The sequence below is a fragment of the Agromyces italicus DSM 16388 genome (assembly GCF_000421545.1).
Lineage (GTDB): Bacteria > Actinomycetota > Actinomycetes > Actinomycetales > Microbacteriaceae > Agromyces > Agromyces italicus.
Genome location: NZ_ATXF01000008.1, coordinates 132,069 through 150,877, shown reverse-complemented (window position 1 = coordinate 150,877; position 18,809 = coordinate 132,069). Strand labels below are relative to the sequence as shown.

General features: G+C 70.4%; 18 protein-coding genes. 8 read left to right on the top strand and 10 right to left on the bottom strand.

From position 1 onward, the window contains the following. Positions 1-186: 186 nt before the first annotated feature. The 3 genes from dnaG to dusB all read right to left on the bottom strand — a co-directional run bounded on the left by dnaG (position 187) and on the right by dusB (position 4,585). Complete coding sequence (dnaG, locus tag H516_RS0113215; protein ID WP_026378758.1) at positions 187-2,070, bottom strand: DNA primase; 1,884 nt, start codon at positions 2,068-2,070, stop codon at positions 187-189. Positions 2,071-2,151: 81 nt separating this feature from the next. Beyond that, a complete protein-coding gene (locus H516_RS0113210; protein ID WP_022890191.1) occupies positions 2,152-3,408 on the bottom strand; it encodes a deoxyguanosinetriphosphate triphosphohydrolase in 1,257 nt (418 codons plus the stop codon). 4 nt (positions 3,409-3,412) lie between these two features. Beyond that, positions 3,413-4,585 (bottom strand): tRNA dihydrouridine synthase DusB, encoded by a 1,173-nt coding sequence (dusB, locus tag H516_RS0113205; RefSeq protein WP_022890190.1) that lies wholly within the window; start codon positions 4,583-4,585, stop codon positions 3,413-3,415. 92 nt (positions 4,586-4,677) lie between these two features. On the opposite strand from dusB, the gene H516_RS0113200 reads away from it, so the two are divergent. The 6 genes from H516_RS0113200 to H516_RS0113175 are packed head-to-tail and all read left to right on the top strand — an operon-like array spanning position 4,678 to position 9,043. Next, entirely contained in the window at positions 4,678-5,154 is a 477-nt protein-coding gene (locus H516_RS0113200; protein ID WP_022890189.1) for an aminoacyl-tRNA deacylase, read from the top strand. A 39-nt stretch (positions 5,155-5,193) separates the two neighbouring features. After that, on the top strand, positions 5,194-5,907 hold the full coding sequence (locus H516_RS0113195; RefSeq protein ID WP_022890188.1) for a DsbA family oxidoreductase: 714 nt from the start codon (positions 5,194-5,196) through the stop codon (positions 5,905-5,907). After that, positions 5,904-6,077: a hypothetical protein gene (locus H516_RS22205; protein WP_157432256.1), complete on the top strand. Its 174-nt coding sequence runs from the start codon at positions 5,904-5,906 to the stop codon at positions 6,075-6,077. The genes H516_RS0113195 and H516_RS22205 overlap by 4 nt, the downstream gene beginning before the upstream one ends. A gap of 19 nt (positions 6,078-6,096) precedes the next feature. Continuing rightward, positions 6,097-6,654 carry a P-loop NTPase family protein gene (locus tag H516_RS0113185; RefSeq protein WP_026378756.1) on the top strand — a complete coding sequence of 186 codons (558 nt, stop codon included), beginning with the start codon at positions 6,097-6,099 and terminating at the stop codon, positions 6,652-6,654. A gap of 43 nt (positions 6,655-6,697) precedes the next feature. Further along, positions 6,698-7,270, top strand: coding sequence for a PadR family transcriptional regulator (locus H516_RS0113180; RefSeq protein ID WP_022890185.1), 573 nt, complete (start codon positions 6,698-6,700; stop codon positions 7,268-7,270). Between the two features lie 51 nt (positions 7,271-7,321). Continuing rightward, complete coding sequence (locus H516_RS0113175) at positions 7,322-9,043, top strand: ABC1 kinase family protein (RefSeq protein ID WP_022890184.1); 1,722 nt, start codon at positions 7,322-7,324, stop codon at positions 9,041-9,043. A gap of 11 nt (positions 9,044-9,054) precedes the next feature. Here the strand turns inward: H516_RS0113175 and H516_RS0113170 are convergent, their stop codons facing one another. Together H516_RS0113170 and recO are read right to left on the bottom strand one after the other, a co-directional pair. Further along, positions 9,055-9,864: an isoprenyl transferase gene (locus tag H516_RS0113170; RefSeq protein ID WP_022890183.1), complete on the bottom strand. Its 810-nt coding sequence runs from the start codon at positions 9,862-9,864 to the stop codon at positions 9,055-9,057. Positions 9,865-9,871: 7 nt separating this feature from the next. Next, positions 9,872-10,624, bottom strand: coding sequence for a DNA repair protein RecO (gene recO, locus H516_RS0113165; RefSeq protein WP_022890182.1), 753 nt, complete (start codon positions 10,622-10,624; stop codon positions 9,872-9,874). A gap of 52 nt (positions 10,625-10,676) precedes the next feature. Here recO and H516_RS0113160 point away from each other — a divergent pair, with 52 nt between their 5' ends. Continuing rightward, entirely contained in the window at positions 10,677-11,363 is a 687-nt protein-coding gene (locus H516_RS0113160; RefSeq protein ID WP_022890181.1) for a trimeric intracellular cation channel family protein, read from the top strand. A gap of 130 nt (positions 11,364-11,493) precedes the next feature. Here H516_RS0113160 and leuA read toward each other — a convergent pair whose 3' ends face one another. The 3 genes from leuA to H516_RS0113145 all read right to left on the bottom strand — a co-directional run bounded on the left by leuA (position 11,494) and on the right by H516_RS0113145 (position 15,674). Further along, the gene (gene leuA, locus H516_RS0113155) at positions 11,494-13,266 is read right to left on the bottom strand and encodes a 2-isopropylmalate synthase (RefSeq protein ID WP_022890180.1); all 1,773 of its coding nucleotides are present in this window, start codon (positions 13,264-13,266) and stop codon (positions 11,494-11,496) included. Between the two features lie 249 nt (positions 13,267-13,515). Continuing rightward, the gene (locus H516_RS0113150) at positions 13,516-14,913 is read right to left on the bottom strand and encodes an ABC transporter permease (RefSeq protein WP_022890179.1); all 1,398 of its coding nucleotides are present in this window, start codon (positions 14,911-14,913) and stop codon (positions 13,516-13,518) included. Further along, the gene (locus H516_RS0113145; RefSeq protein ID WP_022890178.1) at positions 14,913-15,674 is read right to left on the bottom strand and encodes an ABC transporter ATP-binding protein; all 762 of its coding nucleotides are present in this window, start codon (positions 15,672-15,674) and stop codon (positions 14,913-14,915) included. Before H516_RS0113145 ends, H516_RS0113150 begins: the two co-directional genes overlap by 1 nt. Before the next feature lie 104 nt (positions 15,675-15,778). Between H516_RS0113145 and H516_RS0113140 the strand changes: the two genes are divergently transcribed. Next, positions 15,779-16,801: a serine hydrolase domain-containing protein gene (locus H516_RS0113140; RefSeq protein ID WP_022890177.1), complete on the top strand. Its 1,023-nt coding sequence runs from the start codon at positions 15,779-15,781 to the stop codon at positions 16,799-16,801. A gap of 34 nt (positions 16,802-16,835) precedes the next feature. Here the strand turns inward: H516_RS0113140 and H516_RS0113135 are convergent, their stop codons facing one another. Together H516_RS0113135 and H516_RS0113130 are read right to left on the bottom strand one after the other, a co-directional pair. Next, the gene (locus H516_RS0113135; protein ID WP_022890176.1) at positions 16,836-17,504 is read right to left on the bottom strand and encodes a response regulator; all 669 of its coding nucleotides are present in this window, start codon (positions 17,502-17,504) and stop codon (positions 16,836-16,838) included. After that, entirely contained in the window at positions 17,501-18,694 is a 1,194-nt protein-coding gene (locus tag H516_RS0113130) for a histidine kinase (protein WP_022890175.1), read from the bottom strand. Before H516_RS0113130 ends, H516_RS0113135 begins: the two co-directional genes overlap by 4 nt. Positions 18,695-18,809: the final 115 nt, after the last annotated feature.

Sequence of the window (18,809 nt, the reverse complement as noted above, 5' to 3'; positions counted from 1 at the left end):
CCGTCTACCTCTTCCTGTCAGGACTGAAGCGCACCGCGGCTTCCACGGCGCGTTCTCGTATCACTCAGAGGTAGCACACCGTTCCGGAGTCATGCAGGGAGGTGCCGTCGAACGGCGCAATGTTTACCGATCTGCAACCTTGCGCGCAATGGATCGTCGTGGGGCGACGCGGGGCGACGGATTCCGTCAGTCGGCGCGAAGCGCCCGGCGCTCCTGCTCGAGTTCGACGAGGGCCCGCTGCAGGGCCGAGAAGGTCGCCTGATCGCCGGTCGACACGCGTTGCAGCCGACCGAGCAGTTCGGACTTCTGGCGGAGGAGTTCGCGATCGATGAGCGAACTCACCACGCCGCGCACCCAGGCCTCGAGCTCGGCGTCGCCTCGCTGCGGCACCGGCAGCACCGCGAGCTGCTGCACGACCCCGGCGAACGGCGTGGGCACCTCGGCGACGACCCGATCGACGCGCAGCCTCGGATCGGTCGACCCGAGCACCGCGGCGATGCCGTCGCGCACGACCGCGAGCGTCGCGTCGCCGAATCGCGAGTCGACCGCGTGCCGGAGCAGTTCATCGCCGACGCGATCGGGGAACTGCAGCATGGCCTGCAGGGCGTCGCGCTCGAGCCGCGTCGACGGGTCGTTCGGAAGGTTCGCGATCGAGAACGGGCGCTCGGCGGGCGCATCCCCCGCGTTCGAGGTGAACGATGCGGATGCCTCGCCGCGGGCGTTCTGCGCCAGGGCCGGCGTGCGGCCCCGGCCTCCCCCACCGGCGCCGCGCACCGCACGGGTGACCTCGGCGAGCTCCATGCCGAGCATCCGCGCAAGCTCGCGGGTATAGCCGGGCCGAAGCGAGGCGTCGCGGATGTCGGCCACGATGGGCGCCGCCGCTCGCAGCGCACCGACCCGCCCCTCGACCGTCTCGAGGTCGTAGCGATTCAGGGTGTGCCGGATCACGAAGTCGAACATGGGCGTGCGGGAATCGACGAGAGTGCGCACCGCACCGTCGCCGCGCGCCAACCGCAGGTCGCAGGGGTCGAGGCCGTCGGGGGCGACCGCAACGAAGGTCTGCGCCGCGAAGCGCTGTTCTTCGGCGAAGGCCCGCATCGCCGCCTGCTGGCCGGCGGCGTCGCCGTCGAAGGTGAAGACGACCTCGCCGACCCCCGAGTCGTCGCCGAGCACGCGTCGAAGCACCTTGATGTGGTCGACGCCGAACGCCGTGCCGCAGGTCGCGATCGCGGTCGTCACACCGGCGAGGTGGCACGCCATGACGTCGGTGTAGCCCTCGACGACGACGACGCGGTGCGTCTTCGAGATGTCGCGCTTGGCGAGGTCGAGCCCGTAGAGCACCTGCGATTTGTGGTAGACCGCCGTCTCGGGGGTGTTCAGGTACTTGGGGCCCTTGTCGTCGTCGAGCAGGCGCCGCGCCCCGAAGCCGACGGTCTGCCCCGTGACATCCCTGATGGGCCAGACGAGCCGCCCGCGGAACCGGTCGTAGACGCCGCGGTCGCCTTGTGAGACGAGGCCCGCGGCACTGAGCTCTTCGGTCGAGTAGCCCTTCGACTTCAGGTGGTTCGTCAGTGCGTCCCAGCTCTTCGGGGCGAAGCCGACCCCGAAGCGACGGGCGGCCTCGGCGTCGAAACCGCGCTCGCCGAGGAACCGGCGGCCGACCTCGGCCTCGGGCGAACCGAGACGGTCGACGAAGAACTCGGCCGCGGCCTGGTTCGCCGCGAGCAGCCGCGCACGGTTGCCGTGGTCGGGCGCCTGCCCGCCGTCTTCGTAGTGCAGCTCGAAGCCGATGCGACCGGCCAGCCGCTCGACCGCCTCGGTGAACGAGACGTGGTCCATGCGCTGGAGGAAGGTGTAGACGTCACCCGACTCGCCGCAGCCGAAGCAGTGGTAGTAGCCGACGCCGGGCCGCACGTTGAAGCTCGGGCTGCGCTCGTCGTGGAATGGGCAGAGCCCCTTCAGCGAGCCGACTCCGGCCGATTTCAGACTGACGTGATCGCCGATGATGTCGGCGATGTTCGTGCGGGCCTTCACCTCGTCGACATCGCTCTGTCGAATTCGGCCCGCCATGCTCACATCCTAATCTCGGTCGATCGTTCACTGGGCAGGCCGGGTGTGGTTCGGCGCCGTCGGTTCGGGCTCCGACCGCGGTCAGCGCTGCACGAGCCGCTCGTACCAGCTGAGCGCCGACTGATCGGTGAGGCTCGCGACCTGGTCGACGACGACCCGCTTGCGGGCGCCGTCGTCGGTCGCGGCCGCCCAGTCTTCGGCGAAGCCCGCGTCGAGATGCTCGTCGCCGCTCGCGTACAGCGCGTCGGCGAGCGAGCCCAGCACCAGCCGTTGCTGGAGGTAGATCGGCTGACGCGTGTTGCGCGACATCACGAAGGCCGCGACGATGCCCTTCAGCACCGCGATCTCGGCCTGGATCTCGCGCGGCACGACGACGTCGGCGTCGAAGCGGATGAGGCTCGCGAGCGGGAACGCCGCACGCGTGGCCTCCGTCGCCGCATGCGCGAAGCGGCCGATCAGCTGGCTCGTCAGGTTCTTCAGTTTGGCCTGGTCGCGTCGGCTGCCCGTCCACTCGTCGAGCCACCCGCCCTGCGAGTCGAGCCGGTCGAATGCCGCGATGAGCTCGTCGTGCGAGATCGCGCCGCCGACCCACTCGTGCATCGACGACACGAGCTCGTCGTGGTCGGCCCGTGCGCCGAGCGCGGCGACGTCGATGTAGCCGCCGACGACCGCGTCCTCGAAGTCGTGCACCGAGTACGCGATGTCGTCGGAGAGGTCCATCACCTGGGCCTCGATGCAGAGCCGCCGCTCGGGCGCCCCCGCCCGCAGCCACTCGAATACCGCGACGTCGTCGTGGTAGAAGCCGAACTTCTGCCGCCCCGAGGGGTCGGCGACGCCCGTCGCCTCGGGCCACGGGTACTTGCAGCTCGCGTCGAGGCTCGCCCGCGTCAGGTTGAGGCCGTAGCTGCGGCCGTCGTCGCCGAACAACTTCGGCTCGAGCCGGGTGAGCAGGCGCAGGGTCTGCGCATTGCCCTCGAAGCCGCCGATGTCGGCGGCCCAGTCGTTGAGCGCCTTCTCGCCGTTGTGACCGAATGGGGGGTGGCCGAGGTCGTGCGCGAGGCAGGCCGTGTCGACGACGTCAGGGTCGAGGGCGAGGTTCGACGCGAGTTCGCGCCCGATCTGGGCGACCTCGAGCGAGTGGGTCAGCCGATTGCGTGCGAAGTCGAGCCCCGAGGTCGGGCTCAGCACTTGCGTCTTCGCGGCGAGCCGCCGCAACGCGCTCGAGTGCAGCAATCGACCGCGGTCGCGCGCGAAATCGCTGCGGCGCGAGGAGTGCTCTTCGGGCAGCATCCGTTCGGTGTCGACGGCTTCATAGCCGCCGAAGAGTCGATCTGCCACGCGCTTACCCGCCGCTCGTGTCGAGCTCGGCGTCGACGAGCGTCACCCGGTCGTGGCCGATGAGCTCTTGCGAGTCGAGCCACCCCTCGGGAAGCGTCGGGTTCTTGGGCGTGCCTGCTCGGCCGCGCGGCCCCTCGGCGCCCTCGCCCGGGTACGGCATCGACCAGTCGAGCGTGCCGAGCAGGTCGTCGAGCATCGCGAGCGACTCGACGGTCGCGAGGCGCGCCCGCAGGTCGCCGCCGACCGGGTACCCCTTGAAATACCAGGCGACGTGCTTGCGGATGTCTCGGCAGCCGCGCTCCTCGCTGTCGAAGAACTCGGCGAGGAGTTCGGCGTGCCGCCGGAAGGTCTGCGCGACCTGCCCGAGCGACGGCCGGAACAGCCCCTCGTCGCCCGCCGCGAGCTCGCCCCGGAACCCCGCCGCGAGATCGCCGAAGAGCCAGGGGCGCCCGAGGCATCCGCGACCGACGACCACGCCGTCGCAGCCCGTCTCGTCGACCATGCGCAGCGCGTCGGCGGCCGACCAGATGTCGCCGTTGCCGAGCACCGGCACGCTCGTCACCGTCTCTTTGAGCTTCGTGATCGCCGACCAGTCGGCCTGGCCCGAGTAGAACTCGGCTGCGGTGCGCGCGTGCAGCGCAACCGCCGAGACGCCGGCGCCCTCGGCGATGCGGCCCGCCTCGAGGTAGGTGAGGTGGTCGGCGTCGATGCCCTTGCGCATCTTCACCGTGAGCGGAATGTCGCCGGCGGCGCGCACCGCACCCTCGACGATGTCGCGGAACAGTCCCGTCTTCCACGGGAGCGCGGAGCCCCCGCCCTTGCGGGTGACCTTCGGCACGGGGCATCCGAAATTCAGGTCGATGTGGTCGGCCCGGTCTTCGGCGACGAGCATCGTGACTGCCTCGGCGACCGTCTTCGGGTCGACGCCGTAGAGCTGGATCGAGCGCGGCGTCTCGGACTCGTGATGCGTGATCAGGCGCATCGACTCGGGCGTGCGTTCGACGAGCGCGCGCGAGGTGATCATCTCGGAGACGTAGAGGCCCGCGCCGAACTCGCGGCAGAGCCGGCGGAACGCCGTGTTCGTGATGCCGGCCATGGGCGCGAGCACGACGGGCACGTCGAGCTCGATGCCGCCGATCGCGAGCGGGCCTGCGGGAAGCGTGGTGGTTGTGGACATCACCGTCGATTCTCCCAGAGATCGGGGCGCGCTCGCCCGATGCCGGCGTGCGAGCCTAGGATTCACTGCAAGACGACCTTGGGGAGGACGAGATGGCGGAACCCACGGGTGCCGAGCGGGTTCGGGCCGACGCAGCGGAGCGCGGACTCGACGTCGAGATCATCGAGCGCCCCGCCGCGCGCAGCCTCGAGGAGGCCGCCGAACTCCTCGGCATCTTGCCCGGCGACATCGTGAAGTCGCTCGTGGTGAAGCGCAGCGACGACACGTACCTCTTCGCACTCGTGCCGGGCGGGCGCAAGATCAGCTGGCCGAAGCTGCGCGCCCTCGTCGGCGTCAACAAGCTGCAACTGCCCGACGCCTCGCGCGCGCTGGCGGCGACGGGCTACGAGCGCGGCACGATCACGCCGCTCGGCTCGACGACCCCGTGGCCGGTGTTCGTCGATGAGACCGTCGTCGGCCGGCGCGTCTCGATGGGCGCGGGCGAGCACGGGCGCAGCCTCTTCGTGGACGCCGATGCCCTCATCGCGGCGTTCGACGCGACGGTCGCCGACCTCAGCGACCCCGAGTGAGCTCGGTGGTCGAGTAGCGAAGCGTATCGAGACCCGGGAATGCCCGGCGCACCCGATGCGTTCGACTCCATCGTGACTTCGCCCATCAAGACCTCCCCCATCAAGATCGACATCTGGTCGGACATCGCCTGCCCGTGGTGCTACATCGGCAAGCGCCATTTCGAAGAGGGCCTCGCGTCGCTCGGCGAGGACGCGCCCGACGTCGAGATCGAGTACCACTCCTTCGAGCTCTCGCCCGACACCCCGCTCGACTTCGAGGGGTCGACCGTCGAGTACCTCGCCGAGCGCAAGGGCATGCCCGTCGAGCGCGTCGAGCAGATGCTCGACCACGTCACGGGCGTGGCTGCGAAGGCCGGCCTCGACTACCACTTCGAGAAGGTCGCGCACACGAAGACCCTGAAGGCGCACGAACTGCTCCACTTCGCGAAGGCGCACGGCAAGCAGCTCGAGCTCAAGGAGCGCCTGCTGAAGGCCTACTTCGTCGAGGGCGGTCGCGTGAACCGCATCGACGAGCTCGTCGGGTTCGCCGTCGACACTGGACTCGACGCCGACGCCGCCCGCGAGGCGCTCGAGTCGGGCCGCTACGCCGCCGACGTGCAGGCCGACATCGCGCAGGCCGGGGCGTACGGCATCAACGGCGTGCCGTTCTTCGTCTTCGAGGGAAAGTACGGCGTCTCGGGCGCGCAGCCGGCCGAGGTCTTCGGCCAGGTGCTCACCCAGGTCGCCGGCGAGCGCGACGGAGCGGCCGCGTGAGCCCTGAGATCGAGGTGGATGCCGCGGGCTCGGCCCCGTTCGAGGCGCCGTCGTCGGGCGGCGCGCTGCCCGTGGCATCCGGCTCGCCGTTCACCATGCTGCCCGGCGACGCCGGGGCCATGGTCTGCGAGGGCGATGTCTGCTTCGTGCCGGGGCTCTCGGTCGAGTAGCACGCAGTAGGGTGTGCGGGTGCCCGACTCCGCCGCCGCCCATGCCGCGCCGCGTCGCATCCTCGTCGCCGGGGCGAGCGGTGCGGGCAAGACGACGCTCGCGCGCCGCATCGCCGACGCCGCCGGGCTGCCCTACCAGGAGATCGACGCCCTCTATCACGGCCCCGACTGGACGCCGCGGCCGAGTTTCGTCGACGAGGTCGACGCCTTCACGGCGCAGGCCGGGTGGGTGACCGAGTGGCAGTACGAACCGGTGCGTGACCGACTCGCCGAGCGCGCACAGCTGCTCGTGTTCCTCGACTACTCGCGTACGCGGGTGATGCGACAGGTGATCGCGCGAACGGTGCGTCGTCGGCTGCGTCGCGAGGAGCTCTGGAACGGCAACGTCGAGCCGCCGCTCCACACGATCCTCACCGATCCCGAGCACATCGTGCGCTGGGCGTGGCGCACGCACGGCACCCGGGCGGCCCTCGTCGAGGAGGCCGCCGCCCGGATTCCGGGGCTCGAGGTCGTGCGGCTGCGGCACCCGCGCGCGGCCGAGGCGTGGCTTCGGCTGACCTTCACTTCCGCGGGATAGCGATATATCGTTGAGTATCGTTCGCGGATCGCGGGAGGTCATCATGAACGGCAATCGCCCGAACGGCGGATTCGGCGGCGCAGGCTTCGGCGGAACGGGACCCGGCAACCCGGGCGCCGCGATCTGGGAGGCGATGGAGCAGCTGCGCTCCTCGTTCGACCAGCGACCCGGAATGCGGCGAATGGCGCGCGGCGACGTGCGCGCGGCGGTGCTGGCACTGCTCGCCGAGCAGCCGATGCACGGCTACCAGATCATCCAGGAGATCGACGAGCGCAGCGGCGGCTCGTGGAAGCCGAGCGCGGGCTCGGTCTACCCGACGCTGCAGCTCCTCGCCGACGAAGGGCTGATCGTCGCCGACGAGACGCAGGGGCGCAAGACCTACTCGCTCACCGAGGCCGGCCGCGACGAAGCCGCTGCGGCGGCCGACCGGCCGGCGCCCTGGGCGTCACCTGCCGTCGGCGGGGGCGCCCACCGAGCACTCTCCAAGGCGGGCGTCGAACTCGCCGCCGCCGCGGCCCAACTCGGCCGCAGCGGGTCGCCAGAGCAGATCCAGCAGGCCGTGACCGCGCTCGACGAGGCGCGGCGCCGGCTCTACACGATCCTCGCCGAGGGCTGATCGGGTGCCGCACCGGGTGCCGCATCCGTCTCGACGCGAGAGGATGACGGCATGACCGATGGTGCCCACCGCGCCCGCTCGCGCCGCATTCTTGGATTCGCGGCGCGTCAGCTCGTGCAGATCTGGTGGTTCGAGCTCGTGCTGCCGAGGCTCGGTCTCGGCGGGGTCGCCGATCGCTCGCGCGAACGACGGATGCGGACGCTCGCGTCGCGGTTCCGCGCCCTCGCCGTCGAGCTCGGCGGACTCATGATCAAGGTCGGGCAATTCCTCTCCGCCCGCCTCGACGTGCTGCCGCCCGAGATCACCACCGAGCTCGCGGGCCTCCAAGACGAAGTGCCGGCGGTGCCGTTCCCCGAGATCCGCGCGCTCGCCGAGGCCGAGCTCGGCGCCCCGCTCGACCGGGTGTACGCCCGGTTCGACGAGATCCCCGTCGCGGCGGCCTCGCTCGGGCAGGCGCATCGCGCCCGGCTCTCAGCGAGCGATGCCGCCGACACCGGGCTCGACGAGGTCGTCGTCAAGGTGCAGCGCCCCGGCATCGAGCAGATCGTCGCGGTCGACCTCGCGGCCCTCCGCCGCGTCGCGGGCTGGCTGCGACGAGTGCGGGTCGTCGCCGACCACGTCGACGCCCCCGCCCTCGTCGAGGAGTTCGCGCAGACGAGCCACGAGGAGATCGACTACCTGCACGAGGCCCAGAACGCCGAGCGCTTCGCGGAGTCGTTCGCCGACGAGCCGCGCGTGTACGCGCCGGCGGTCGCGTGGGAGCGCACGACCCGGCGGGTGCTGACGCTCGAGGACGTCACCGCGATCAAGATCAACGACACCGACGCGCTGCGCGCCGCCGGCATCTCCCCCGGCGAGGTCGCAACCGTCTTCGCCGAGGTCATGTTCGACCAAGTGTTCACCCACGCATTCGTGCACGCCGACCCGCACCCCGGCAACATCTTCGTCACGCCGCTGCCGCGCACCGCCGCCGCCGGCACGAAGTCGGCGTCTGCATCTGTTCGAGACATCGCGTGGCGCCTGACCTTCGTGGACTTCGGCATGATGGCCGAGGTTCCGCACGAACTCCGCGGCGGACTCCGCTCGCTCGTCATCGCCGTCGCCTCGCGCAACGGCCACGGCATGATCGGCGCCGCCCAGGAGATCGGGGTGCTCATGCCCTCGGCCGACACCGTTGCGCTCGAGCGGGCGCTCACGCAGCTGTTCGAACGCTTCGGCGGAATGGGTTTCGCCCAGCTCAGAGACGTGGATCCGCGCGAATTCCGCGACTTCGGCGTGGAGTTCGGCGACGTCATGCGCTCATTGCCCCTGCAGCTGCCCGAGCACCTTCTGCTGCTCATCCGGGCGATGGCGCTCACCTCGGGCATGTGCAGCTCGCTCGACTCCGAGTTCAACGTGTGGGACGCCGTCGAACCCTACGCCACGCAACTCCTGAATGAGGAGCGCGGCGACGTCGCGCACGAGCTCCTCGGCCAGGCGGCGACGAGCGCCGGGATCCTCTGGGGCATGCCGAAACGCGTCGATGCGCTCATCACGAAGGCGGATCAGGGCCGCATGTCGTTCGACACGTCGCGGCTCGAACGGCGCCTCGACCGCTTGGAAGGGGTCGCCCGCCGGATCATGTCGGCGGTGTTGTTCGCGGCGCTCCTCATCGGCGGGGTGCTGCTGCTCAGCGCGAATCCCGTGCTCGGTTGGACGCTGATGGCCTGCTCCGCGCTGCCGCTGGCCCACACGCTCTTCGCGGGTGCGGCCAACCGGATGCGTCGGCGCTAGCCCCGATTCGATCAGCCGCTGACCGTCGGGGCGTCGATCGCCCCGCCGAACCGTCGGTTTCGGCGGGCGTAGATCTCGATCGCCTCCCACAGTTGGGTGCGCGAGAAGTCGGGCCAGAGCGTGTCGAGGAACACCATCTCGGCGTACGCCGACTGCCAGAGGAGGAAGTTCGAGGTGCGCTGCTCGCCCGAGGAGCGCACGAACAGGTCCACGTCGGGCAGCTCGGGCACGTAGAGCCGCTTCGCGATGAGCTTCTCGCTCACCGCCGAGGGCCGCAGCCGGCCCGCCGCGACATCGTCGGCGATCGAGCGCACGGCGTCGGTGATCTCATTGCGCCCGCCGTAGTTGACGCACATCGTGAGGGTCAGCACGTCGTTGCCTGCGGTGAGTTTCTCGGCGAACTGCAGCTCGTTGATGACCGAGGCCCAGAGGCGCGGCCTGCGGCCGGCCCAGCGGATGCGCACGCCCCACTCGTTGAGCTGGTCGCGGCGGCGGTGCAGCACGTCGCGGTTGTAGCCCATGAGGAAGCGCACCTCCTCTGGCGACCGCTTCCAGTTCTCGGTCGAGAAGGCGTACACGGAGAGGTGCTTCACCCCGGCCTGGATCGCGCCGGCGACGACGTCGAGGAGCGCCGCCTCCCCCGCCTTGTGGCCTTCGATGCGGGTGAGCCCGCGCTGGTTCGCCCAGCGGCCGTTGCCGTCCATGACGATCGCGACGTGCTCGGGCACCGCGCCCTTCGGAAACGCGGGCGGGTGCACGCCCGTCCAGTCGAGCGGCTTGTAGGGCACGGCGTCGCGGTGGGTGAAGGGCTTCGGTGTCACAGCTTCCTCAGAGGGCGGGGTGCGGGGCGGATGCCTCGCGGCTGACGTGCGGCAGCGAACGGAGACCTCGTTCGAGGTGCCACTGGGTGTAGGCGGCGACGATGCCGCTTGCTTGGTTGCGGTCGCGTTCGGGGGCCGCCTCGGCGAGGGGCCAGTCGCCCGAGAGGAGCGCGCCGAGCAGCGCCACGGTGCTGCGCTGGATGCGCGGAGTGCCCGGCGGCGCGCACTCGTCGTCGCAGACGACGCCGCCGAGTTGCACGACGACCGCCGTGTGCTCGCCGGCGCGACCGCAGCGCGCGCAGTCACCGAAGCTCGGTGCCCACCCGGCGAGGGCGAGCGCGCGCAACAGGTAGGAGTCGAGCGTGAGGCCCGCCCCGTGCTCGCCGCGGGCGAGCGAGCGGAGGGCGCCGACGAGCAGCAGGTACTGCTGCAACGAGCCTTCCGACTCGGTGAGCTTGTCGGCGGCCTCGACCATCGCGTTCGCCGCCGTGTACGCCGCGTAGTCCTGCGTGATCTGGGCTCCGTACGAGCCGAGCGATTCGGCCTGGTTCACGATGTCGAGGCTACGGCCCTCGTAGAGCTGCAGATCGGCCACCATGAACGGTTCGAGGCGGGCGCCGAACTTCGAACCCGTGCGGCGCACCCCCTTCGCCACGGCGCGCACCTTGCCGTGCTCGCGCGTGAGCAGTGTGAGGATGCGATCGGCCTCGCCCAGCTTGTGGGTGCGGAGCACGACGGCTTCATCTCGGTACACGGGCACAGCTCGATTCTCCCATCTCCGCCGCCCGCGGCATCCGTGATTCACTGTGAGCGTGGAAACCGCTGAGTTCACGATCCCCCTCTGGCTCGACCTGACCGCCGTCGGTCTCGGCGGCGTGCAGGGCGCACTGTTCGCCTCCGGATTCCGCGGCGAACGCCGTCTCGACCTGCTCGGCGTCGCGATCGTCGGCATCGTGATGGGATTCGGCGGCGGCGTGATCCGCGACCTCCTCCTGAACCAGCCGATCGGCGCCCTGCAGAGCAACTGGTACCTCGTCACCGCGGTCGTCGCCTCGCTCGTCGGCATGCTGCTCGCCGCTCCCCTGCAGCGCCTGGGCGGCGTCATCGTCGGGCTCGACGCGGTCGTCATCGGCATGTTCGGCGCCTTCGGCACGACGAAGGCGCTCGACCTCGGCCTGCCCGTGCTTCCTGCGGTGTTCGTCGGCGTCGCGGCCGCCGTCGGCGGCGGCATCCTGCGCGACATGCTCATGAGCCTGCCGGTCGCGATCATGCACGTCGGCTCGCTCTACGCGGTCGCCGCCGCCGCCGGATGCCTCGTGCTGGTCGGTCTCGACGCCTTCGGCGTGCCGCTGCTCATCGCCGGGTTGGTCTGCATCGTCGTGACGAGCATCATCCGGTGGCTCGCAGTGATCTTCGACCTCTCGCTGCCCGAGCAGCGCATGCTCTACCGTCGCAAGGTCGCGACGGAGACCGGCGTGCTGCCGATCATCCGCCGCTGACGCGCACCTCCCCGCCTGCCCCGTTTCGGGGGTGTGTTTCGGCATGTTTCGGGGCCTCTGAGGCGTGCTCCTTGCGGAGATGCACCCCCGAAACGGGTAGGCGGGCGCAGGGGATGGCGCAAGGGACGGGTCAGATGGCTGCGGTCGCGAGCGAGGGCTCGGTGGTGCGCACGCGCAGTGCGCGATTGACCGCCGAGACGACGGCCTTCAGGGAGGCGGTCGAGATGTCGGCGTCGATGCCGACGCCCCACAGCACGGTTCCCTCGACCTCGAGCTCGACGTACGCAGCCGCCTGCGAGTCGCCGCTCGCCGAGAGGGTGTGCTCGACGTAGTCGCGGAGCTTCACCTCGACGCCCTCGGCACCCAAGACGTTGAGGAACGCCGAGATCGGGCCGTTGCCGCTCGCATCGGCCTCGACGCGATCGACGCCGTCGCGGAGCCCGACCCGCACGTTGACGACCCCGTCGAGCGCGCTCTCGGTGCGGAGGCTCAGGAGCTCGAAGCGGCCCCACTTCTCGTCGGGACGGTTCTGCGGTGCCGGCAGGTACTCGTCGGTGAAGGCACGCCAGATCTCCTCGCTCGAGACCTCACCGCCCTCGGCGTCGGTCTTCTGCTGCACGACGCCCGAGAACTCGATCTGCAGGCGTCGCGGCAGGTCGAGGGCGTGGTCGGTCTTCAGCAGGTAGGCGACGCCACCCTTGCCCGACTGCGAGTTGACCCGGATGACGGCCTCATAGCTGCGGCCCAAGTCGCGCGGGTCGACCGGCAGGTAGGGCACCGCCCATTCGAGTTCGTCGACGCTCACGCCGCGGCCATCAGCCTCGGCGGCCATCGCCTCGAAGCCCTTCTTGATCGCGTCCTGGTGCGACCCCGAGAACGCCGTGTAGACGAGGTCGCCCGCCCACGGGTGCCGCTCGGGCACCGGCAGCTGGTTGCAGTACTCGACGGTGCGCTTGACCTCGTCGATGTCGGAGAAGTCGATCTGCGGGTCGATGCCCTGGGTGAACAGGTTGATGCCGAGCGCGACGAGGTCGACGTTGCCCGTGCGCTCACCGTTGCCGAAGAGGCAGCCCTCGATGCGGTCGGCCCCGGCGAGGTAGCCGAGCTCGGCCGCGGCGACCGCGGTGCCGCGGTCGTTGTGGGGATGCAGCGAGAGGATCACGTTCTCGCGGTGCGCGAGGTGCCGGCTCATCCACTCGATCGAGTCGGCATAGACGTTGGGCGTCGCCATCTCGACGGTGGCCGGCAGGTTGATGATGACCTTGCGCTCGGGCGTCGGCTCGAAGATCTCGATGACCTGGTTGCAGACGTCGACCGCGAACTCGAGCTCGGTGCCCGTGTAGCTCTCGGGCGAGTACTCGTAGTAGACCGTCGTGCCCGGGATCGTCGTCTCTTGTTCACGGCATTTGCGCGCACCGTGCAGGGCGATGTCGATGATGCCCTGCCGGTCGGTGCGGAACACGACCTCGCGCTGCAGGATGCTCGTCGAGTTGTAGAGGTGCACGATGGCCTGCTTCGCGCCGGCGATCGACTCGTAGGTGCGTTCGATGAGGTGGTCGCGGGCCTGCGTCAGTACCTGGATGGTGACGTCATCGGGGATCGCGTTCTCGTCGATGAGGCTGCGCACGAAGTCGAAGTCGGTCTGGCTCGCGCTCGGGAACCCGACCTCGATCTCCTTGTAGCCCATCTTCACGAGCAGGTCGAACATGATGCGCTTGCGTTCGGGGCTCATCGGGTCGATGAGCGCCTGGTTGCCGTCGCGGAGGTCGACGGCGCACCAGCGGGGCGCCCACTCGATGCGCCTGGCCGGCCACGTGCGGTCGGGCAGCTCGACCGAGATCTGCTCGTGGAACGGGCGGTACCGGTGGATGGGCATCGCCGAGGGCTGCTGGGTGTTCTGCATGGGGTGCTCTTCTCGCTTGTTCGGATGGATTCAGCCGACGACGAACTCCGCAGCGAGGGAGGCCTTCGAACTAGGACTCGCTGCGGCAGCTAAGGAGAAGCAGGCCGTGAAGCACGGCACAAGGCTAACATCCGAGCGCTGCGGCCGCATGCACGTGACGCGCCGCCGGCGTCGTCGGACGCACGGAAGCGGGCGACGGCCTCCCCCGAGGCCGCCGCCCGCCCTTCCCTCCCGCCCCCCGCGATCCCCCTAATCGACCGCGAGGGCGACCACCGGCGAGACGCGCATCGCGCGCCGCGCCGGGGCGATGGATGCGACGAGCGTCAACACGCCCGCCGAGACGATGAGCGCGCCGATCATCACCCAGGGGACGCCCGGCATGACGAACACCGGTTCGCCCTGGGCCCCGCCGAGGAGCGCCTGCGCACCGGCCCAGCCGTAACCGAAGCCGAGCACGAGCCCGGTGAGGGTGGCGGCGACGGTGAGCGCGGCGCTCTCCGCGACGATCATGCGTCGCAGCTGGCCCCGGTCGAAGCCGAGCGCACGCAGGAGGCCGAGCTCGCGGGTGCGCTGCATCACGCTCAGCGACAGCGTGTTCACCATGCCGATCGCGGCGATGAGTGCGCTGAAACCGATGAGCACGGTGAACACCGCGATCGTCGCGTTGAGCATCTCCTCGATGCCGGCGAAGACCTCCGGTTGCGCCGCCTGCGCGGCGAGCAGCATCGCGCGGTACGACTCCATCGTCACCGAGAAGGTCGTGAGGAGCGTGACGCCGATGACCAGGCCGATCGTCATGCGCGAGCTCCGCTCGGGGTTGCGCACCGCGTTCTCGGCGGCGAGCCGCGCCGCCGGCGAGCGGCCGAAGAGACGGCCCACGAGTCGCAGCACGGGCGGCATCACGACATCGGCGCCGAGCACGACGCCGGTGAACGAGAGGATGCCGCCGGCGAGGCCGATGAGCACGCCGATCGGATCGGTGAGGCCGATGACCACACCGGTGACGAGGAGGCCGATGCCGACGACCACGAGCACGATCGCGGCGATATTGCGCCCGCGTCGTCGGCCGAGTTCTTCGCGGTCCTGCGCGGTCGCGTTCGAGATCGCCTCAATCGGGCGCACCCGCAGCACCCGGCGCGAGCCGACCCACGAGGCGAGCCAGGTCGTGAGCGCGACGGCGATCGCCGGCAGCACGACGGCTGCATTGAGGTAGCCGTAGTCGGTCGCCGGGAGCATCCGGTTCGCGACCGCGAGCTCTTCGATGCCGAGCGCCGCACCTGTGCCGGCGAGCACGCCGATCGCGGCGCCGGCGATGCCGACGACGAGACCCTCCTTCGCGATCTGCGCGCGCTGCGCCCGCGCGCTCGAGCCGATCAGGCGCAGCAGCGCGATGGTGCGGGTGCGCCCCGCGACGACCGTCGCGACCGTGTTCGAGGTGACGATCGCGCTCACGTAGACGGCGATCACGACGAACACCGTGGCGAGGAAGCCGAGCATGAGGGCGACCGTGTCGCTCTCCCCGGTGACGTCATCGGCGCGGATCGCCGCCGCGAGGAGGCCGGTCACATGGAGGAGCAGCACCCCGAAGGTGCCGGCGAGGGCGGCGACCAGCAGCGTCGGCCACTGGTCCTTCATGCGGGTGCGCATCAGGCCGCCAGCTCCATCGAGAGCATGAACGCCGAGATCTCCTCGGGCGTCGACCGGCCGGCGTCGCGCACGATCTTGCCGTCGGCGAGGAACAGGATGCGATCGGCATGGCTCGCGGCGACCGGATCGTGCGTCACCATCGCGATCGACTGGCCGTAGCGCGCGCTCGCGACGGCGAGGAGGCCGAGCACCTCGCGCCCGGTGCGCGAGTCGAGGTTGCCGGTCGGTTCGTCGGCGAACACGAGGTCGGGGCGGGTCGCGAGGGCCCGCGCGATGGCGACGCGCTGCTGCTGCCCGCCCGAGAGCTCGTGCGGGCGGTGGGTGAGGCGGCCGCCGAGGCCGAGCGTGTCGAACAGCTCGTCGATCCAGGCCTGCTCGTCGCGGCTCGGCCGACGGCCGTCGAGCTCGAACGGCAGCATCACGTTGCCGCGCACGTCGAGGGTCGGCACGAGGTTGAACGACTGGAAGACGAATCCGATGCGTCGACGGCGCAGCACCGTGAGCGCCGAATCGCCGAGCTCGGTGATGTCGGTGTCGCCGAGCCACACCCGGCCGGCCGTCGGCGAGTCGAGGCCGGCCATGATGTGCATGAGCGTCGACTTGCCCGAGCCCGACGGCCCCATGATCGCGGTGAACTCGCCGCGGCGGAGGCCGAGCGAGACGTCGTCGAGTGCGGTCACCGCGCCGGCACCGTGCCCGTAGCGCTTGGCGAGGCCCGCGACGCGGGCGATGAGACCGAGGTCTGAGGGTTGGATCTGCATGTCTTCGACGCTACGGAGTCGCCCTCGCCCGCGTCATCCGCCCAGGGATCGGTTCGCGGTCATCCTCTGGGATGACGTCGACGGCACCGCGTAGGCTTCCACGCATGGTCGCCGAAGACGCCGAGGAACTGGACATCGATGCCGCGGCACTGGACGCCGCGGTGGGCGAGCGATCCTTCACCGGCGTCGTGACCGTCGACGTGGGCGATCGTCGGCGACTCGAGCGCGTCGAAGGCGACGCGCACCGCGCACTTCGAGTGCCGAACTCCGCGCAGACCCGCTTCGCGATCGCCAGCGGCGGCAAGACCTTCACCGCTCTGGCCGTGCTCCGGCTCATCGAGGAGGGTGCACTGTCGCTCAGCACGCGTGTCCGCGGCATCCTGGGCGCCGACCTGCCGCTCATCGACGCCGAGGTGACCGTCGAGCAGTTGCTCACGCACACGTCAGGCGTCGGCGACTACCTCGACGAATCGGCGGGCTGGGAGGCAGCCGACTACGTGCTCCCCGTTCCTGTGCATCTCCTCGCCGATACCGAGGCGTTCCTGCCCGTCGTCGACGGCTACCCGCAGTCGTTCCCGCCCGGCGAGCGCTACGCCTACTGCAACGGGGGCTACATCGTGCTTGCGCTGATCGCCGAGCGGGTGAGCGGGGTCGGGTTCCACGACCTCGTCGAGGCGGAGGTCTGCTCGCGGGCAGGGCTGCGCCGGACCTCCTTCCTGAGGTCGGACGAACTCCCCGCCGACGCCGCCCTCGGCTATCTGTTCGACGAGGGTGATCGCACCAATGTGCTGCACCTGCCGGTGCGCGGGAACGGCGACGGCGGCATCTACACCACCGCCGACGACCTCCACAGCTTCTGGCGCGCACTGCGCGGCGGCCGCATCGTGCGCGAGGAGACCGTCGAGGAGATGATCCGTCCGCGTTTCGACCTGCCCGATGAGCGCCTGCGGTCCGGAATGGGCGTCTTCCTCGACGCGACCGGACGCAGACTCGTCATGGAGGGCCACGACGCAGGGGTCTCGTTCCGATCGGTTCACGATCCGCGCACCGAGACGACCGTGAGCGTCCTGGGCAACAGCTCCGATGGGGCATGGCCGATCATCGCCCTGCTCACGGAGGCGGGCTAGGCGAATCGCCGCACGCATCGCGGCCCCGCCTGAGTTACCCGCTCGACGACAGGTCGTGCTCGTAGGCGAAGACCACGAGCTGCACCCGGTCGCGCAGGCCGAGCTTCGCGAGGATCCGGCTCACGTGCGTCTTCACCGTCGCCTCGGAGAGGAACTCGGACGCGGCGATCTCGCTGTTCGAGAGCCCGCGTGCGGCGAGGGCGAAGATCTCCCGTTCGCGCGGCGTCAGCTCGAACCAGGCGGTCGGCGCCGGCCGAGTCGTCGAGCCCGCGCCGATGTGCGCGAACAGGGCGCGTGTCGCCGAGGCGGCGATCACTTGGTTGCCCTGATGCACCGTGCGGATCGCAGCGAGGAGGAACTCGGGGTCGGCGTCCTTCAGCACGAACCCGCTCGCACCGGCCCGGATCGCACGCGCCGCGTTCTCGTCGAGGTCGAACGTCGTCAGCACGAGCACTCTCGGCGCCGCCCTGCCGTCGCGATCCGCGTCCGCGAGGATCCGCTCGGTCGCGACGATGCCGTCGGCGAGCGGCATCCGCACGTCCATCAGGATGACATCGGGTCGCTCGGTCGCGGCGAGGGCGACCGCCGCGACGCCGTCGCCGGCCTCTCCGACCACGTCGAGATCGGGCTGCGACTCGACGAGCATGCGCACGCCGGCGCGGAACAGGGCCTGATCGTCGACGAGGGCGACACGGATGCTCATGCGGTCCTTCCACGTTGGGCGGGGATACGGGCGGTCAGACGGAACAGTCCGTCGTCACCGGCCACCGCCTGCAGACTTCCGCCGGTCAGCTGCGCGCGCTCGCGCATGCCGGGGATCCCGTGGCGGAACGCGTGCGAGTCGGGCGCCGAGGCATCCTGCCGTTGCGAATTAACGAGGCTGAGTACGACGCCCGCCTGATCCCAGGCGAGTTCGAGCAGCACCGGCTTCGCCGTGTCGCCATGACGAAGCGCGTTCGTGAGCCCTTCCTGCACGATGCGGTACACCGCGATCTGATGGCCGGTGCCGAGTTCTGGGCGCTCCCCCGACTCGGAGAACCGCACATCGAGCCCGGCCGTACGCACCTGCTCGAGCAGCGGGCCCAGGTCATCGAGCGCCGGCTGCGGCGAGGCGCTCTCGTGGTGACGGAGCTCGGCGAGCAGCAGCCGCACATCGCCGAGCGCACCGCGCGCGACTCCGGCGATCGTGCCGAGCGCATCGACCGCCGACTCGGGCCTGGTGCGGGCCGCGAAGCGCGCCCCGTCGGCCTGCGCGATCACGACCGCGAGCGAGTGGGCGACGACGTCGTGCATGTCGCGGGCGATGCGATTGCGTTCCTGCTCGACGACGTACCGGTACTGGACGAGTTCGCGCTGCCGATTCGCGACCTCTTCTCGTCGGGCCACCTCGCGGTTGTCCCGCACGGCGCGCACGAGGAGCCCGGCCGTCCACGCGAGCACGAGCACCGCGATCGAGGCGACGAAGAGCATGCCGGTCAGCACCAGCATGCCGATCGCGTCGCCGGCGCCCATCGACGACGCCCCACCGAAGAGCGGCTTCACGACCGCGAGGTATCCCGTCGCGAAGAGCGCGCCCACGCCCGCCGACCCGAGCCCCAGCCACTTCACCACTCGGCCGCCGTGCGCCGCGGTCGAATAGAGCACGCCGAGCACGGCGGCGTCGTAGAGCTGCAGGTCGCGCAGCAACAGCATCTGCATCAAGGCCGAAGCCCACGCGACGCCGAGCGACCACCGCACGTCGAAGCGGCGGATCGCGAGGGCGGCCGTGAAGCCGGCCAGGATCACGACGTCGGCGACGCCGCCGAGCAGCGCGAACGGCAGGCACATGAGCGCGAACACGCCGGCGAGCACGATGTCGGTCGTGAGTTTCGCGCGGCTGATCCTGGTGTGCACCGATCCACCGTACGCGCTCCGGCGACGAGGAAGCGCAGTTCACGCGCGGAATCATCCTCGAGTCGTACACGGCGACCGTTTCAGCGGCCGTGAATCCTGCCACAACGCGACCCCG

Coding starts and splice junctions, on each gene's coding strand:
- H516_RS0113135 (WP_022890176.1), bottom strand. CDS start 17,504: ATGAGCATCCGTGTCGCCCTCGTCGACGATCAGGCCCTGTTCCGCGCC.
- dusB (WP_022890190.1), bottom strand. CDS start 4,585: ATGTCCACAACCACCACGCTTCCCGCAGGCCCGCTCGCGATCGGCGGC.
- H516_RS0113180 (WP_022890185.1), top strand. CDS start 6,698: ATGAACGGCAATCGCCCGAACGGCGGATTCGGCGGCGCAGGCTTCGGC.
- H516_RS0113195 (WP_022890188.1), top strand. CDS start 5,194: ATGCCCGGCGCACCCGATGCGTTCGACTCCATCGTGACTTCGCCCATC.
- H516_RS0113150 (WP_022890179.1), bottom strand. CDS start 14,913: ATGCGCACCCGCATGAAGGACCAGTGGCCGACGCTGCTGGTCGCCGCC.
- leuA (WP_022890180.1), bottom strand. CDS start 13,266: ATGCAGAACACCCAGCAGCCCTCGGCGATGCCCATCCACCGGTACCGC.
- H516_RS0113200 (WP_022890189.1), top strand. CDS start 4,678: ATGGCGGAACCCACGGGTGCCGAGCGGGTTCGGGCCGACGCAGCGGAG.
- H516_RS0113175 (WP_022890184.1), top strand. CDS start 7,322: ATGACCGATGGTGCCCACCGCGCCCGCTCGCGCCGCATTCTTGGATTC.
- H516_RS0113145 (WP_022890178.1), bottom strand. CDS start 15,674: ATGCAGATCCAACCCTCAGACCTCGGTCTCATCGCCCGCGTCGCGGGC.
- H516_RS0113140 (WP_022890177.1), top strand. CDS start 15,779: ATGGTCGCCGAAGACGCCGAGGAACTGGACATCGATGCCGCGGCACTG.
- dnaG (WP_026378758.1), bottom strand. CDS start 2,070: ATGGCGGGCCGAATTCGACAGAGCGATGTCGACGAGGTGAAGGCCCGC.